Genomic DNA, 15,332 nt, shown 5'->3' with positions numbered 1-15,332 from the left:
TGCCGGTTACCTATCCAACGCCAGGAAATGGGATTGGCTCTCCAAGAAGCTCCTGCTTTCCATGTTATCCGAGAAACCGGCCGTTGCCGTAAAGGAGTACAGAAAATTCATCCAAGGCGAAGAAACTCAGGAAGTGCTGGGGTTTTTCGGTAAAAAAAATCTGCCTTCTGTTTTCGGAACAGACACTTTTGTCCAATGGGTAAAAGATGAATTTTTCGAACGGAACAGACATCAAGAAGTACCACAATCCTGGCAACTTGCTCCATCGATTCCGGATATAAAGGAAACAGTCTGCCAGAGTTACGGAATTCCAATTACAGCATTAGCAAAGACCGTACGTGGTCAAGCAAATGAACCAAGGAACCTGGCTATCTATCTCTGCAGGAAACTCAGCCGGGAGAAATTAGAGGATATTTGCAAAGGATTTGACCTTGGCAGTTACAGTTCAGTCAGTAGCGCGGTTATTCGCACGGAAACTCTACTTTCCAATGATAATCGTCTTCGCAAAATGCTTGCAGAAATTAGGTCGAAACTGAGCAAGGGTCAAGCAAAGACTTGACCCCTTTTCTTTTCCGCACGGAAACTCTACTTTCCAATGATAATCGTCTTCGCAAAATGCTTGCAGAAATTAGGACGAAACTGAGCAAGGGTCAAGCAAAGACTTGACCCCTTTTGCAATGATAATCGTCTTCGCAAAATGCTTGCAGAAATTAGGTCGAAACTGAGCAAGGGTCAAGCAAAGACTTGACCCCTTTTCTTTTCTTTTTTTACTTTTACCTTTTAAAACCGGGCCTTAAAAAATCATCCGGCCGGAAAAACACTTCCTCGCTAAACTGCTTTTTCTACAGGCTCGTTATGCCTTCAAAAAACAACTTGTTTGACCATAATAACGTACGGTATAATGTACCATAAAAACAACTGCGAGGTGCATTATGCAAAGATTGAAAATCGATCAAGACATTCGTCCCATGTCAGAATTCAGAACTGGAATTGCTTCTTTCCTGAAACAAGTACATGACACAAAAAGACCTTTAGTTATTACCCAACACGGCAAAGGTGTTGCGGTGCTGCTTGACGTAGCAGCGTATGAGGCCATGCAAGAAAAAATGGAATTATTGGAGGACGTACAAACTTCCATAGCACAAATTGATGCTGGGAGTGGCATTGATCATAATGAAGCAAAAGCAGCAATTTTAGGGCGGATTTGAAAATGAGAATCATTTGGTCTCCCCTCGCAATAGACAGGACAACAGAAATTGCGGAATACATTGCTCAAGACAATCCCTCAGCAGCCACAAGTTGGGTAGAAACTTTATTTGACAAGGTTCAACTCCTCAAATCATCACCTAAAAGTGGCCGAATAGTTCCGGAAACACATAGAGAAGACTTTCGAGAGTTGATTTATGGAAATTACAGAATTATCTACCGGGTAGATAAAAGCAAAATATCTGTACTTACTGTTCGGCATGGCAAACAAATTTTGCCGACAGAAGAAATAAGGCATAACAAGCGCATACCAGACGGGAAGAACGTTCGCGGCGCTGACGCGGCAAGTTTTGGCGGCCCGCTTGTTACCCAAAACGTTGAGCCTGTAGAAAAAGTATAAATAGCTGGAATTGTTAGGTGAAATGCTGTGAGATCCGAGTGTTTATTGCATGAGCACCCCTCACCTTCTGCACCGGATATTACAATGCCAAACTTCAAGCCGTAATCCACTGCTCAGGGGATATTTGCCCCGATCCATCTCTCGCATCAGATCCGGAAAGGAACCTTTGAATACACCCTGAACTTCCTGGTGGACAACGAGCTGGATCTTTCCGTATTCAATGCCCGTTATAAAAACGATGAGACCGGAGCTCCCGCCTATTCCCCCAAAATACTGATCAAGATTGTTCTTTTGGCCTATTCACGCGGTAATACGATTCCTTGTGCGGAATTCGTCGATAGGTTGTTGGGGGATTGTATCTGTGCCGTAACTGCCTGATCGGGGGAGGTTTTTAAAAGATTAACGGGCCGGGAGATCGATCGTCAGTAATTGGCTATTTCCAAGAGGTTGCCATCCGGGTCGCGGAAGTAGATCGAGGTGAGCGAGCCGATGGCGCCGGTTCGCCGGACCGGGCCTTCGATGATCACGACGTTGTTTTCCCGCAGGTACGCGATGATTGTGGCGAGCGGGGTGTCGCTGATCAGGCAGAGATCGGCCGAGCCTGGTGCGGGGCTTGTCGCATGGGGGGATATCTCTCTGCCGTACTCATGGAGGTTGATCTTCTGGTTGCCGAAGGCGAGGGCTTTGCGGTTTTCTCCGAAAGTGACCACCTCCATGCCCAGTATCTTCCGGTAAAACTCGCAGGTTCTGTTTATATCCGTGACGGTCAGGACCAGATGGTCGATGTTCTTGATCGTTACCCTCATTCTGCGGCCAGAATAAAGTCGGTGATGTAGGGGTTTTCTTCCTTTTCCCAGGCGAGGGTGGAGGTGGGGGCCTCCCCGTAATCGTGGCCCGGCAAGACCTTAGTGGTATCCGGAAGGGGCAGGATTTTGTCCTTGATCGAGGCCAGCAGCTTGTCAAACGAGCCGCCGCTGAGATCGGTGCGGCCGACATCGCCGACAAAGAGCGTGTCGCCGGTGAACAGATTTCCAGCGACAAGATAACAGACCGACCCCGGAGTGTGTCCTGGGGTATGGATGACCCTGATCCGCAGGGATCCCACTTCAAGGACTTCCCCGTCTTTCAGGCGGATATCGGCCGGGCCGGGAGGCACCAGGCCGAGTTCTTTCTCGGAAACCAGGCGAACCGCAGGATCGGCGAAGAAGATGTCGTCGTCTTCATGCATGCAGACCGGGATGGAGAACGCCGCACTTAATTGCCGGTTCGCCACCACATGGTCGGCGTGGCCGTGGGTGTTTAAAATGAACAGGGGGTGCAGTCCGTCCTCCCTGACGGACTGCAGGATCAGATCAGCGTCGCCGCCCGGATCGATGATCACACAATTTTTTGTTTTCGGGCAGGCGACGAGATAGCAGTTCACCCGGAAAGAGCCGACCACGATCTGTTTGATTAAAATCTCATCGGTCATTTCAGATGACGAATTCGGTGACCCAGAAATCATGCTGGTTGCAGAAGCTGGTGGCGTAAAGATCGGAATGCCCAGCAGGGACCTCATATTCCGAGAGAGCCTTTTTGTCGGTACCGGTGAAAGTGGCGTCACCGAGAACCTCACCGGTGCTGGAGACCAGGGTGTGGCGGACAATGAAATGGGCTTCGGACATCGGATGCTTGGTCTCAATGGTCACCTTGCGGCCGTTTATGGTGACCACCGGGGCGTGGCTGCCCACTTTTCCCGCCCATTTTCCGGGGTTGTCCTTGGTATAAACGACCCCGGCCGGAAAAGAGCTGCCGCCATAAGCGAGCGCCGGGACCACCCTGCTGGTGACGATGCCTGCGGTTACTGCCGCGGTTGCCTTTAGAAAATCTCTGCGATCTTTCATTTCGGTCTCCTTTTGGTAATTTGATTGATCTGTTTTCCGCCTCAAATGACTCGAAAGTATCAGCCAACAATAACCATTATAGGCGGCGAAATAAATTTTAACAGAGCAAAAAAAATGAGCTGCTGGAAACGATCCGGGGGCTAGTGTCGCGTCAAGGATGAAATGTCATAATATTTTTCCGGCATTTTTTGTGCCGGCAAGGCATGTGTTGGGTTGCATAGCAGCGCTATGTAACCCAACAGGTAACGCAGGAGGCGCGAAAAACGACGAGAAAGATGTGACGGTTCAGAGTTGACGTGACACTAAGGAAAAAGAGAGATAAGGGCCATGATCCAGAGAGAGAGGGCGTTTAAAAGGCTGAGCAGCACGGCCGCGCTGGCCAGGTCCTTGGCGCGGCCGGCAAGCTCGTGATAACCGGGGGAAGCCAGATTGACCACCGCCTCAAGGGCCGAGTTGATCAACTCGGTGATCAGGACCAGGGCGTTTGCTGCGAGGAGAATTGCCTTGAAGGGGAGGCTTAAAGGGAGCAGGGCCAGGAGCGGCAGTAGCAGGACAAAGAGAAGCAGCTCTTGCCTGAAAGCGGTCTCGCGGGTTGCGGCAAAGCGCAGCCCGGCCATGGAGTATCCGAAGGCGGAAACAATTCTGGAAATCCCTTTTTTCCGCCCGGGAATCTTCTGCGTCACATCTTCGCTGGTCATGGCTGCCATCTCCGGTGGGCATTCACATCTTCCGCAAAGTCTGCCGAGACCAGCAGGTCCCGCCAGTCGGTCTGGGCGAGGATCACCGCCTCCAGGAGCTTTTCCAGTCGGCCTTCGCTCACTTTGAGGGCGGCAAAACGTATCCGTTCCATGGAAAATTCGTCAGCGTTTTCGCAGAAAGGAATATTGTCGCCGCACTCGATCTCTAGAAGCTGCCGGACCTCATCCCGAAGAGACTCGGGAAAGAGAGCCGCGATTTTTTTAGCAGTCTCCTCACTTAACGGCAGCATGTTTCAAGGCGATTTTTTCAAACATCATCACCATCCCCACTCCCAGGGCGAAAATGGATTCGATCCGCAAATGGTCTTCGGCGGAGCGGTCAAAAAAGATGTTCAATCTGCTTTCCAGATCGTCTTCCGGCTGCCAGTAGCAGATCATCACCGGGACCTTCGGCAGGGGATAGAGGGCGAGAGACATGTCGGCCGCAAAATCGTTTTCCGGGATATGGCCGCTGAAAATACTCAGCAGGTCGGCAAAGAGGTCGGGGTGGTCATCGGCAAGTTTTCGTAACCGCTGTTCGCCTCTTTTCACAAAGAGCGCGTTCATCGCACTGCCGTTTTTCAGCTCCCGGAAAGGGACCCAGTGGCCGGTCACGTCCTTCCCGGAGCTTTCGCTGAGGTAACTGAGCAGCGGGATGGCAAGGCCTGGGTGGGTGTGGCATTCGGATGTGATATTGCCGAGCGTGTCGATGGTGAAATTTTTGCCGAGGGATTTGACCACGATTTTATCGCCGACGAGTTCGGCGCCGATCTTTGCGGCGGTTTTGGCGAAATCAAGTCGGGAGACGCTTTCTTTCAAAATATCCAGTTTTTCGGCGAGCTGGACATCGTAGAGGGTCGTAGCGCGTCCGCCGCCGCTGAACTTTGCAATGACGGCAGGGTCAAGGTGCGGGCAATCAGCAAGCTTTTTTCCGCCGCTGACCACCGCTGCGGAAAAAGCGAGGCAGGTCGGCAGGTAGCACTGGCCGCAATTGTTTTTGGGCAGGAGTTTGTAGACATCGAGCGGGTTTTTGAGTTCAGACATGGCGGGGGCTATTTCTCCGCTTGAAACTTATCCTGGAGGAAGGAGCCGGTCTGCTTGTCGCCGTCCGGGAAGGTGTAGGTCCCCCGGCCGTCTTTTTTGCCCCTCTTGAACTCTCCCTCGTAGCTGCCGCCGTCAGCATAGATAAAAAGCCCCCGGCCGTGGAAAAGACCATTTTTGAATTCCCCTTCGTACCGGGCGCCGTCAGGGAAAGTCATCTTCCCCGCACCTTCCGGGATGTCGTTGATGAAATGCCCCTGGTACTGTGAGCCGTCGGCGTAAATATAGACCCCCTCGCCGTACTTCAGGCCCATCATGAACCCGCCGCTGTAACTGCTGCCGCTGGGATAGGTTATTTTGCCGATGCCGTCCTGCTTCCCTTTCCGGTAATGCCCATCATACTCGGTGCCGTCCGGATATTGCATGCGGCCCTGGCCCTCCATGATCCCTTCTTCAAAATCACCGGTGTAGATGGTGCCGTCAAGGAAGCGGTACACTCCGCGCCCCTCCTCGCAGTCGCCTTTGACGCAGCCGCTGGCGCCGAGGGCATTGGTCGAGATGGCGGCATTGAGGACCAGGATGCAAAGGATGAGAGGTTTCTTCATGAACACTCCTTGAAGACGCATGGGAAAATCTTTCTCCGCAACGCGAAGTTTAATAAATCGGTCGCTTTTTTTGCGGACTGTTTCAGGGTGAATAAGTTTGCGGCAGCAGGCAGATTATAAAGGTCAACTCCCGATTCGGCAACACTTTACAAGCCTCGCCGGAAAGATCTGTTTCCGGCAGGTATGCAGGGTGTTCAGAGAGCTGCCCCCCGGCCGGCGGCGGCCATGTAGATCACCGACTCCTCATCGGGGTCGAGATGGAGAAGGTCGTTCATCTCCCGGTCGAAAAAGGCCGCCATCGGGCACGCCGAAAGCTCCAGTGCTTCAGCGGCAAGCAGCAGATTCTGGCAGATATGGCCGGCGTCAAGGAGGATGTAGCGCATGCCGCGATGGCCGTATTTGCTCATGGTCCTGCGGAAAACGGCCGACCAGATAAAGGTCACCGCCGCGGTGGCGGCAAAATTCTGGCCAAGGGCGGCCGCGGCAAGGTCCGGCCCCGGCGGCGAGGAGGTGAGTTTTTCCAGTAGAAACTCCTGTGGCTCAAAATGATAGATCCCCGCAGCAATACCTTCCACCCGGTTGATTGCCAGGTAGGTTTCAATCGGGTAGAGCGCCCCTCCCGAGGGGGCGGTCCGAAAAAAGTATTTCCCGGCCTGGCCGGTGATCCCCTGGGCAGCCCAGAGCAGCAGCGAGAGGTCCTTCCGCGCAAGGGCCTGGTCGCTGAATTTTCTCCGTGATCTCCTGTCCTGGAGAGACTGCCAGAGGTTCTTGCAGGTTGTGCTGCTGATTCTCGGCAGGATGATTTTTTCCGACTCGGGGTAGGTTTTGAAGGTCCCGCACCGGTCGATGTTCGGGCGGTCCGCGGGGTTCATTTCGCTCCGGTCATGGCGGGTCTCTTCCAGGAAACGGATGGAGATCGACTTTTTCAGTTCAGGCATGATTTTTCCTCCGCAAAAAGAGTGACAGGTGAAGATCCCCGGTGAATTTAGCTCTGCTCATCTCTTCATGAGATGGCATGACAGGCAAAATATGGTATCTTCGTGTCAGTCGCTTTATCTGTTACCTTTTTATCCGGTAAACATTCACAATATTCAGGGGATATCCATGAACAAGCTGAAGAAAAGAAACGTCGGGTTCAGAGTCCTGATCGTCTTGCTCATCCTTTTTCCCGGTCTCATTCTACCTGCAAATGCGGAATCTGCCAAAAGAGATGTCCGGGAATCGATGGTCAAGATCTTCGTGGTCCAGAACCGGCCCGATTATACCAACCCGTGGAACATGTTCGGCTCGTCTTCTTCCAGCGGCTCCGGCTGCGTGATTTCCGGCAACAGGATTCTCACCAACGCCCACGTGATCAGCGATCAGACCTATATCCAGGTCAGGCTCTTCGGTCATTCGAAGAAGTATGAGGCGGAAGTGGTGGCGGTGTCCCATGAGGTTGACCTGGCCCTCCTGACCGTGAGGGACAGTAGTTTCTTCAAGGGGGTGGTTCCTCTTGAGATCGGCGGGTTACCCCAGACCCAGCAGGATGTTGTGGTCTACGGCTTTCCCCAGGGGGGTGACACCCTCTCCACCACCAAGGGCGTGGTCTCAAGGATCGAGCATCAGGTATACAGCCACAGCCTGATGGGGTTCCTTGCCGTCCAGATCGATGCCGCGATCAATCTCGGCAGCAGCGGCGGGCCGGTCCTGATCGACGACAAGGTGGTCGGCGTTGCCATGCAGTATATCGGTACCGCTGAAAATATCGGCTACATGGTGCCGGCACCGGTGATTGATCATTTTCTCGATGATCTGAAAGACGGCAGGTATGACGGTTTTCCGGAGGACGGAATTTACTGCCAGTCCATGGAGAATGAAGGAATCAGGGCCAGGTATAAAATGAGCCGGGATCAATCGGGCTGCCTGGTCTACCGGGTCGTTCCCGGTTCGCCCGCTGAAGGCAGGATCAGCAAAGGGGACGTGATCATGAGTATCGATGGTCACCGGGTTGCCAGCGACGGCACCGTGGAATTCCGCCCGAAGGAGCGGACCAACCTGAACTACTACACCCAGGATCATCAGGTCGGAGATGAGATGGTCGTCGGGGTTCTTCGAGACGGCAAGAAGTTGGAAGTCCGACTGAAACTTGATATGCCTTCAGGCTCGAACCAGCTGGTTCCGCCGGAACAGTTCGACGTCCGGCCCACCTACTATATTTTCGGCGGCCTGATCTTTTCGCCACTCACCGTCAATTACCTGAAGACCTGGGGCGCTACCTGGTACAACAGCGCGCCCAAGAACCTGATCGCCAGGTACTATTTCGACCAGCTGGAGCAGAAGGGGGAAGAGGTGGTTAATCTGGTCCGGGTCCTTCCGGCGGAAGTGAACCGGGGATATCACGAGTCCGGCGATTTCCGGATCATCAAGGTCAATGACCGGAAGATCAACAACCTGAAAGACCTGATCAGAATCCTGGAAGAGGACAAAAATGAGCCGTTCGTCACTTTTTCCGACCGGTGGGGCTCGGCCATCGTCCTCGACCGGAAAAAAGCCGAAGCCGAACACGAGAAAATCCTCAAAAGATACAAAATCCCGGCCGATCGTTCAGATGATCTGCTGAAGAAGAAGGACGCGACATCTGAGAGAATGTCAGAAACTGCATACAAGAGTGAAGAATGAATTTCGGGCCGCCCGGCAGTTCAATCTGCATGCTTGGGCATGGGAGGCTGTAGATCGAAGTCTTACACTGCTCGCTGTCTGCTGCTAGATTGGTGCGAATCTGAATGGAACCGCGCATACGGAGATTTCACGTAACTTGCTACGGAGTTAGAAAACGAATCCGGAGGAGATGCCCTTCCCTGTGGAGACGACTCACTTTCTCTTCTTCCGATAAGCGAGTTCACGAGATATCAAGACTTCTACCCGAAAGGTGAAAGTGGCGAATTGCAAAAGGGTGGGAAAAACAAAAAAGGGCAAGGCGACACTGGTCGCTCTGCCCTGAATAGAAACTGCGGGTTGAACATGCATAGCGAAACGCATTCCCCGCAGCTCGAAGTCTGCGCTATCTGCTGCGGGGATAGTGAGCGAATCTGATGTAAATAACCTTCCATACGGAGATTCCCCGTGGCTCGAAGTCTGGCGCTTATCTGCCGCGGGGAGCTTCAATCAGTGTCCTTCCCGGTAGGTGAAGTCTTCTTTCAATTGCTTGTTGTACTTGGCGACCGTGATCTCCCCGAGGTATTCATTGGCCAGCGGATAGCCCTTTTCAATCCAGGCCACGACCCCGCCTTCGGCAAGATAGACGTTTTTGTAGCCGTACTTGTAAAGCATGGAGACAAAGTAGGAGGCCCGGTGCTGGGTTCTGCAGAAGACCCAGATCTCCGTGTCGGGATCGGTGATTTTCTTGGGCATGGTGTAGGCATGGCCTGAGTCGATATTGTTTGAGCCGAGGATATGGCCGGCGTCGAATTCGTCATGGGTCCGGATGTCGATGATGACGGCGTTGCTTTTTCCCGCCTGGACCGCTTCCCAGGTCTTATGGAGTTCGTCAATGGAGACGATCTTTTCCGCCGGGATGGATTTTTTCAGGTCGCCCAGAAAGGCTTTCTCGGCATCGACGGTTGTCGCTGAGGCCATTGACGCCATGCCGGCGAAAAGGCCAAGGGCTAATAGACATTTTACAGCTTTGATCATTGTACTCCCCTCATTTGTGAATAGGTTGGTAAAGAGGCTCTCTCTCGAGCCCGATAAAAAATGGAACCGAGGCTTTATAACAGAAAGGAGGGGCCTTGTAAAGGGAGGGTTTCGCTTGGCTTGAGGCAGGGTCGCAATCCCTTGCCTGATGGTGTTTCCGCTGGTTTCCGGGCAAAAGAGAAATGGAGCAAGATGCGACAGCTGAGCCTTGACTGGACCCGGGATTCCCGGAGCAGAAAATCGGCAGGAGGCGTTATTGCCGGTTCTGTTTCCAGGGCTGCTTTCAGACTTTCAGTTCCGGTTGGCGGGTGGTGTAGGTGACGGCCGGGTAGCCCAGTTTTGCTTCGATGGCCGAGGAGAAGCCGAGGGAGGGTTTTACGCTGAAGTCGCCGGGGATCTCGATATTGACCTCGCCCCGGTTGTCGAAATGGATGAAAGGGGGGTACACATGGCTTTTTGCTTTTGGTGCGATCTGTGCGCACAATTGGTGTAGCTGGTGTTCAGGGTGAAAGAGCAGGTCCGGTTTTTTGTGTACGGATTGTAAGTATGATTGACAATCTGTTCCGAATTGATTATGTGGTGAAGTCATGATCCCAAGAATAATTGCAGACAAAGTGCTTCAATATGCCGGTCAGTATCCTGTGGTTACCATCACCGGACCGCGCCAGTCAGGGAAGACAACACTCTGCAGAATGCTGTTTCCTGACATGCCATATGCCTCCCTGGAAACCATTGAAGATCGAAATTTTGCCGTATCAGATCCACGGGGGTTTCTGAACCGTTTTCCTGATGGTGCCGTGCTGGATGAGATTCAACGCGTACCTGAATTGTTGTCTTATATCCAGGGTGTCGTTGATGAATCACAAAAGCCCGGGCAATTTATCCTCACCGGGAGCCAGAATTTCGAACTTATGAACACGGTCAGCCAGTCGTTGGCCGGTCGAACCGCACTTGTCCGGCTGCTGCCTTTTTCCTTGGCTGAGATTGCATCGCTGCAGGAAATTGACTCGATTGACAAACTTCTTTATCAGGGATTTTATCCAAGAATCTATGACAAGAAACTCAATCCGACGGAAGCGCTGTCGTTCTACTTCAGTACCTATGTTGAAAGGGACTTGCGTTTGCTGATTAATGTAAAAGATCTGTCACGCTTTGAAACATTCCTCAAACTCTGTGCCTCCCGGTGCGGGCAGGTTGTTAATTTTTCATCTCTGGGGAATGACTGCGGGGTCAATCATAATACAATCAAAAGCTGGTTATCAATCCTGGAGGCCAGCTATATCATCAAACTTCTGCAGCCTTATTACCACAATCTGGGGAAGCGGTTGATCAAGGCTCCTAAGCTGTATTTTATTGATACCGGTCTGGCTGCTTACCTTCTCGGCATCCAGAAAATTGAACATGTTTCCGCCCATCCCCTGCGTGGGGCATTGTTTGAGAATCTCGTTGTCTCTGAATTGCTGAAAAAAAGATTCAACAGAGGGCAAACCGACAATCTTTATTACCTTCGCGACAGCAAGGGACACGAGGTGGACGTCCTGCTGGATTATGGTTCTCATGTTGACATGCTTGAGATCAAATCAAGCCAGACCCTTATCGGAGAACATTTCAGTGGTCTGAAACACTTCAGAAATATTTATTTGCAGACCAGGAAATGCTTTCTTGTGTACGGTGGAGATCAGTCAAGAAAGCAGGAAAAAGTTCAAACCGTTCCCTGGAAGGAGTTTTCCTTTTTGGAAGTCGAATAGTTGCCTTAATTGCGTTTCCTGTGGCGAACGTCTTCAGTGAAGGATTTGTAATTCGGAGAGAGAGCGGCCGTGCTTGAACATGAATAGTGAATGCATTTCCCGTAGCTTGAGGTAAGCGTCTGCATGGAGGTTCCGGGTTTCACACTGTTCGCTATCTGCCGAAGGGAGCTTCAAATATTTGACATGGCATGAGAGTAGAATGCTTTGTGGCGAGAGGGAATAACACCTCGCAAGCCGACTGTAGATTCCGGAATGGCAGGCGATTAAACGGGCACGTTCTCCTGCCGGTTCTGTTTCCAGGGCTGCTTTCGGACTTTCAGTTCCGGCTGGCGGGTGGTGTAGGTGACGGCCGGGTAGCCGAGTTTTGCTTCGATGGCGGTGGAGAAGCCGAGGGAGGGTTTAACGGTGAAGTCGCCGGGGATCTCGATATCGACCTCTCCCCGGTTGTCGAAATGGAGGGTGAGATGGACCGGGCAGGAGCCGTGGTTCTGGAGAACGATTTTCTTGATCTCCTCGATCCGTTTCCGGCTGACCTGATCGGAGCGGAGCATGACCCGGGCCGACTCGGTGTATTTTTCGCGGGCCTCTTTCAGGGAGACCACTTCATCGGCGATGATCTTGAAGTTGTTTTCATCCACCTCCGCCTTGCCCTGAACGATCAGGGGCTTGTCGTCGTTTAACAGATCCTTGCACTCCTGAAAGACGTTGGCGAAGATCACCACCTCGGCGGTGCCGGAGATGTCTTCGAGGGTGACAAAGGCCATCCGTTCGCCTTTTTTATTTCTGATCTCCTTGCGGCTTTTCACGAGCCCGCCGACCCGGACCGCTTTGCCGTCGGCTTCGGCAAGCCCGGTGATCATCGAGGTGGTCACCATCTTCAGTTCCAGCTTGTGGCTGTCCAGCGGGTGGCCGGTCAGGTAAAAACCGACGGTTTCTTTTTCAAATGAGAGCTTCTCGGTTTCCGGCCACTCGGGGATGTCGGGCAGCTTGATCGCAGTCGAGCGGACCGCTTCCGCCTGCGGGAGGATCCCGAACAGGGACTTCTGGCCGGAAAGGCGGTCCCGCTGCGCGGCCTGCGCCTGCTCCATCGCGATATCGAGAACGGCGAACAATTGGGCGCGCTTGGCGCCGAGGGAATCGAAGGCGCCGGCCTTGATCAGGCTCTCGATCACCCGCTTGTTCACCCTCCGGGAATCGATCCGGTTGCAGAAATCCTCGAGTGAGAGATAAGGGCCGTTGTCATGGCGCTCTTCGATGATCGAGTCGAGGGCTGCGCCGCCGACATTTTTCACCGCCGCGAGCCCGAAGCGGACCCTTTCCTCGATAACCGTGAAATCGCTGTCGCTTTCGTTGATGTCCGGGGGCAGGACGTCGATCTCGTGGTCCTGGCATTCGCTGATGTAGAGGACGACCTTGTCGGTGTTGTTCCGGTCGCAGGAAAGAAGCGCGGCCATGAACTGGGCGGGGTAGTGCGCCTTGAGATACGCGGTCTGGTAGGCGATCAGGGCGTAGGCGGCGCTGTGCGATTTGTTGAAACCGTACCCGGCGAACTTGGCCATCAGGTCGAAGATGTTCTCCGCCTTGTCCATCGGCACGCTGTTTTTCTCGCAACCGGCGAGAAACTTCTCCTTCTCGGCCGCCATGACCTCCGCCTTTTTCTTGCCCATCGCCCGGCGCAGCATGTCGGCGTCGCCCAAGGAGTAGCTCGCGAGGACGTTCGCGATCTTCATCACCTGTTCCTGGTAAACGATGACCCCGTAGGTTTCCTTCAGGATCGGCTCGAGCTGCTTCAACGGGTAGGTGGCGATCATCCGGCCGTGCTTGGTGTTGACGAAATCATCCACCATCCCGCTTTCCAGCGGGCCGGGGCGGTAAAGGGCAACCAGGGCGATCATGTCGGTGAACTGCTCGGGTTTCATCTTGACCAGGAGTTCGCGCATCCCCGAACTTTCCAGCTGGAAGACGCCGAGAGAATCGCCCTTGCAGAGGAGATCGAAGGTTTTCAGGTCGTCGAGGGGGATCCGGTCGATATCAAGGGTACGGCCGAGGCTGGTTTGGATCAGGCGGAGCGCCCGGTCGATCACGGTCAGGGTTTTCAGGCCGAGGAAGTCGAACTTGATCAGCCCGGTCTGCTCGGTGTGAGCCATGTCGTACTGGGTCAGGACTTCGTTGTCGTCCTTGGTGCTTCGGGCCATGGGCAGGTATTCGTACATCGGCTTCGGCGAGATGACCACCCCGGCGGCATGGGTGGAGGTGTGCCGGGGCATCCCTTCCAGGGCCATGGAGATCTTGATCAGCTTCTCGATGTCCTTATCGCGGTCGATGGCGTCCTTCAGGCGCGGTTCCTGTTCCAGGGCCTTTTTGATGGTGATCTTGAGCTCGTCGGGGATCAGCTTGGCGATCCGGTCCACTTCGGCCAGCGGAATGTCGAGGGCGCGGCCCACGTCGCGGATGACGCCGCGTGCCTTCATCGACCCGTAGGTGATGATCTGGGCAACGTGGTCCTTGCCGCCATACTTTGCCTTGACGTAATCGATCACCTCGCCCCGGCGCTCCTGGCAGAAATCGACATCGAAGTCGGGCATCGACTTACGCTCGATGTTCAGGAACCGCTCAAAGATGAGCCCGTAGGGGATCGGGTCGAGGTTGGTGATCTGCATGCAGTAGGCGACCAGGCTGCCGGCGCCCGAACCGCGGCCGGGGCCGACCGGGATGTCTTTTGCTTTGGCCCACTTGATGAAGTCGGCGACGATCAGGAAATAGCCGGGGAAGCCCATCCGCTTGATCACGTCCACTTCCATCTCCAGGCGGTCGCGGTAGACCTTTTCCTGCTCAGCGCTGAACTCCCCCATTTCTTTCAGGAGGGCAATTTTTTCTTCGAGCCCCTGGCGGGCATCTTTTTCGAAGAGGGAGTCGAGCGTCTCCCCTTCCGGGACAGGGAATTCCGGGAAGTGGTGGTCGCCGAAGGTCAGCTCAAGATTACAGCGGGCGGCGATTGTCTCAGTATTGGCAATGGCTTCCGGGCACCAGGAAAAACTCTCCTTCATCTCCCGGGGGGATTTGAAGTAGAGCTGGTCGGAATCAAACTGGAAACGCCGGTCGTCGTGGATGGTTCTGCCGGTCTGGATACAGAGGAGAACTTCGTGGGCATGGCTCAGTTCCCGGGTAAGATAATGACAGTCATTGGTGGCGACCAGCGGGATCCCCGTCTCCGCGGCGAGTTTAACCAGACCCTTGTTGACCAGGGTCTGCTCCTGGATGCCGTTTTCCTGGAGTTCCAGGTACAGGCGGTCACCGAAGATATCCTGCAGCTCTTTGGTCCGTGCCAGCGCCGCCTTCATATCGCCGGTTTTCAGGGCCTGGGGGATGGCCCCGCCGAGGCAGGCGGTGAGGGCGATCAACCCTTCGTTGAATTCGGCGAGGACCTCCATGTCGATCCGGGGCCGATAATAAAAGCCTTCCAGCTGGGCGATGGAGGCGAGGCGCATCAGATTGCGGTAACCGGTGAAGTCCATCGCCAGCAGGACCAGGTGACTCGCGCCCGATTTGCTGTTGGCGCTCTTGTCGAACCGGCTGCCCGGGGCGACATAGAGCTCGCAGCCGATGATCGGTTTGAGCCCTGCTTTTCTCGCCTTGTTGTAGAATTCGAGGGCGCCGTACATCGCGCCGTGGTCGGTGATGGCGACTGAATGCATTCCGAATTCAAGGGATTTGCTGATCAGGTCTTCGATCCGGATCGCGCCGTCGAGCAGGCTGTAATGGCTGTGGACGTGCAGATGGACAAAATCGGCGGGCGGTACTTCAGCGGGGTGGCTCTCACTGCTCATGAATTGCAACCTGTAGTCGAAAAGCTTTCACCCTTCGGGTATAAGTCTCGTACGAGCAGACAAGCTGCTCAACTCGGCTTTATCGGGATGGGATGGCGAAAAAAAACCGGAAAAAATGTGACCGGGATATCAATATAGCATCAGCGACCACGAATGGCATCAGTAAAAAAGCGAGTGGGGAAATTTGTTGCTGCTAAGAAATATACGTAA

16 protein-coding genes are annotated in these 15,332 nt (G+C 53.8%); 5 read left to right on the top strand and 11 right to left on the bottom strand.

All coding sequences use genetic code 11. From position 1 onward, the window contains the following. From KKG35_17030 to KKG35_17020, 3 genes are all read left to right on the top strand, one after another. On the top strand, positions 1-559 hold a 559-nt coding region (locus tag KKG35_17030; GenBank protein ID MBU1739836.1), incomplete at its 5' end, for a transposase. A gap of 373 nt (positions 560-932) precedes the next feature. Continuing rightward, positions 933-1,208 carry a type II toxin-antitoxin system Phd/YefM family antitoxin gene (locus tag KKG35_17025; GenBank protein ID MBU1739835.1) on the top strand — a complete coding sequence of 92 codons (276 nt, stop codon included), beginning with the start codon at positions 933-935 and terminating at the stop codon, positions 1,206-1,208. Positions 1,209-1,210: 2 nt separating this feature from the next. Continuing rightward, a complete protein-coding gene (locus KKG35_17020) occupies positions 1,211-1,606 on the top strand; it encodes a type II toxin-antitoxin system RelE/ParE family toxin (protein MBU1739834.1) in 396 nt (131 codons plus the stop codon). Between the two features lie 422 nt (positions 1,607-2,028). On the opposite strand, the gene KKG35_17015 is transcribed toward KKG35_17020, so the two are convergent. From KKG35_17015 to KKG35_16980, 8 genes are all read right to left on the bottom strand, one after another. Then, positions 2,029-2,412 carry a VOC family protein gene (locus KKG35_17015; GenBank protein MBU1739833.1) on the bottom strand — a complete coding sequence of 128 codons (384 nt, stop codon included), beginning with the start codon at positions 2,410-2,412 and terminating at the stop codon, positions 2,029-2,031. Continuing rightward, positions 2,409-3,065 (bottom strand): MBL fold metallo-hydrolase, encoded by a 657-nt coding sequence (locus tag KKG35_17010; GenBank protein MBU1739832.1) that lies wholly within the window; start codon positions 3,063-3,065, stop codon positions 2,409-2,411. The genes KKG35_17015 and KKG35_17010 overlap by 4 nt, the downstream gene beginning before the upstream one ends. 13 nt (positions 3,066-3,078) lie before the next feature. After that, entirely contained in the window at positions 3,079-3,489 is a 411-nt protein-coding gene (locus KKG35_17005; protein ID MBU1739831.1) for a twin-arginine translocation signal domain-containing protein, read from the bottom strand. A gap of 302 nt (positions 3,490-3,791) precedes the next feature. Beyond that, positions 3,792-4,196 carry a diacylglycerol kinase gene (locus tag KKG35_17000; GenBank protein ID MBU1739830.1) on the bottom strand — a complete coding sequence of 135 codons (405 nt, stop codon included), beginning with the start codon at positions 4,194-4,196 and terminating at the stop codon, positions 3,792-3,794. Then, positions 4,184-4,477 carry a hypothetical protein gene (locus KKG35_16995; GenBank protein ID MBU1739829.1) on the bottom strand — a complete coding sequence of 98 codons (294 nt, stop codon included), beginning with the start codon at positions 4,475-4,477 and terminating at the stop codon, positions 4,184-4,186. The genes KKG35_17000 and KKG35_16995 overlap by 13 nt, the downstream gene beginning before the upstream one ends. After that, complete coding sequence (locus KKG35_16990; protein ID MBU1739828.1) at positions 4,461-5,270, bottom strand: DUF3786 domain-containing protein; 810 nt, start codon at positions 5,268-5,270, stop codon at positions 4,461-4,463. Before KKG35_16990 ends, KKG35_16995 begins: the two co-directional genes overlap by 17 nt. An 8-nt stretch (positions 5,271-5,278) precedes the next feature. Beyond that, positions 5,279-5,872 carry a hypothetical protein gene (locus tag KKG35_16985; protein MBU1739827.1) on the bottom strand — a complete coding sequence of 198 codons (594 nt, stop codon included), beginning with the start codon at positions 5,870-5,872 and terminating at the stop codon, positions 5,279-5,281. Between the two features lie 194 nt (positions 5,873-6,066). Then, positions 6,067-6,810: a SagB/ThcOx family dehydrogenase gene (locus KKG35_16980; GenBank protein ID MBU1739826.1), complete on the bottom strand. Its 744-nt coding sequence runs from the start codon at positions 6,808-6,810 to the stop codon at positions 6,067-6,069. A gap of 166 nt (positions 6,811-6,976) precedes the next feature. On the opposite strand from KKG35_16980, the gene KKG35_16975 reads away from it, so the two are divergent. Next, positions 6,977-8,533, top strand: coding sequence for a trypsin-like peptidase domain-containing protein (locus KKG35_16975; protein ID MBU1739825.1), 1,557 nt, complete (start codon positions 6,977-6,979; stop codon positions 8,531-8,533). A gap of 486 nt (positions 8,534-9,019) precedes the next feature. Here the strand turns inward: KKG35_16975 and KKG35_16970 are convergent, their stop codons facing one another. Both KKG35_16970 and KKG35_16965 read right to left on the bottom strand, forming a co-directional pair. Beyond that, a complete protein-coding gene (locus KKG35_16970; protein MBU1739824.1) occupies positions 9,020-9,547 on the bottom strand; it encodes a rhodanese-like domain-containing protein in 528 nt (175 codons plus the stop codon). Between the two features lie 283 nt (positions 9,548-9,830). Further along, positions 9,831-9,995, bottom strand: coding sequence for a hypothetical protein (locus KKG35_16965; protein MBU1739823.1), 165 nt, complete (start codon positions 9,993-9,995; stop codon positions 9,831-9,833). A gap of 139 nt (positions 9,996-10,134) precedes the next feature. On the opposite strand from KKG35_16965, the gene KKG35_16960 reads away from it, so the two are divergent. Next, positions 10,135-11,295, top strand: a complete 1,161-nt coding sequence (locus KKG35_16960; protein MBU1739822.1) for an ATP-binding protein — start codon at positions 10,135-10,137, stop codon at positions 11,293-11,295. A 263-nt stretch (positions 11,296-11,558) separates the two neighbouring features. On the opposite strand, the gene dnaE is transcribed toward KKG35_16960, so the two are convergent. Continuing rightward, positions 11,559-15,122 carry a DNA polymerase III subunit alpha gene (dnaE, locus tag KKG35_16955; GenBank protein MBU1739821.1) on the bottom strand — a complete coding sequence of 1,188 codons (3,564 nt, stop codon included), beginning with the start codon at positions 15,120-15,122 and terminating at the stop codon, positions 11,559-11,561. Between the last annotated feature and the right edge of the window lie 210 nt (positions 15,123-15,332).

Source organism: Pseudomonadota bacterium (assembly GCA_018823285.1).
In the GTDB taxonomy this organism is placed as follows: domain Bacteria; phylum Desulfobacterota; class Desulfobulbia; order Desulfobulbales; family JAGXFP01; genus JAHJIQ01.
Note: the sequence above shows the minus strand (reverse complement) of the source record. Positions and strands in the feature narration are given on the sequence as shown.

What these genes read in the sequence shown, in the direction of transcription:
- KKG35_17025 (MBU1739835.1), top strand. Translation starts at nt 933, where the DNA reads ATGCAAAGATTGAAAATCGATCAAGACATTCGTCCCATGTCAGAATTC.
- KKG35_17020 (MBU1739834.1), top strand. Translation starts at nt 1,211, where the DNA reads ATGAGAATCATTTGGTCTCCCCTCGCAATAGACAGGACAACAGAAATT.
- KKG35_17015 (MBU1739833.1), bottom strand. Translation starts at nt 2,412, where the DNA reads ATGAGGGTAACGATCAAGAACATCGACCATCTGGTCCTGACCGTCACG.
- KKG35_17005 (MBU1739831.1), bottom strand. Translation starts at nt 3,489, where the DNA reads ATGAAAGATCGCAGAGATTTTCTAAAGGCAACCGCGGCAGTAACCGCA.
- KKG35_17000 (MBU1739830.1), bottom strand. Translation starts at nt 4,196, where the DNA reads ATGGCAGCCATGACCAGCGAAGATGTGACGCAGAAGATTCCCGGGCGG.
- KKG35_16995 (MBU1739829.1), bottom strand. Translation starts at nt 4,477, where the DNA reads ATGCTGCCGTTAAGTGAGGAGACTGCTAAAAAAATCGCGGCTCTCTTT.
- KKG35_16990 (MBU1739828.1), bottom strand. Translation starts at nt 5,270, where the DNA reads ATGTCTGAACTCAAAAACCCGCTCGATGTCTACAAACTCCTGCCCAAA.
- KKG35_16985 (MBU1739827.1), bottom strand. Translation starts at nt 5,872, where the DNA reads ATGAAGAAACCTCTCATCCTTTGCATCCTGGTCCTCAATGCCGCCATC.
- KKG35_16980 (MBU1739826.1), bottom strand. Translation starts at nt 6,810, where the DNA reads ATGCCTGAACTGAAAAAGTCGATCTCCATCCGTTTCCTGGAAGAGACC.
- KKG35_16975 (MBU1739825.1), top strand. Translation starts at nt 6,977, where the DNA reads ATGAACAAGCTGAAGAAAAGAAACGTCGGGTTCAGAGTCCTGATCGTC.
- KKG35_16970 (MBU1739824.1), bottom strand. Translation starts at nt 9,547, where the DNA reads ATGATCAAAGCTGTAAAATGTCTATTAGCCCTTGGCCTTTTCGCCGGC.
- KKG35_16960 (MBU1739822.1), top strand. Translation starts at nt 10,135, where the DNA reads ATGATCCCAAGAATAATTGCAGACAAAGTGCTTCAATATGCCGGTCAG.
- dnaE (MBU1739821.1), bottom strand. Translation starts at nt 15,122, where the DNA reads ATGAGCAGTGAGAGCCACCCCGCTGAAGTACCGCCCGCCGATTTTGTC.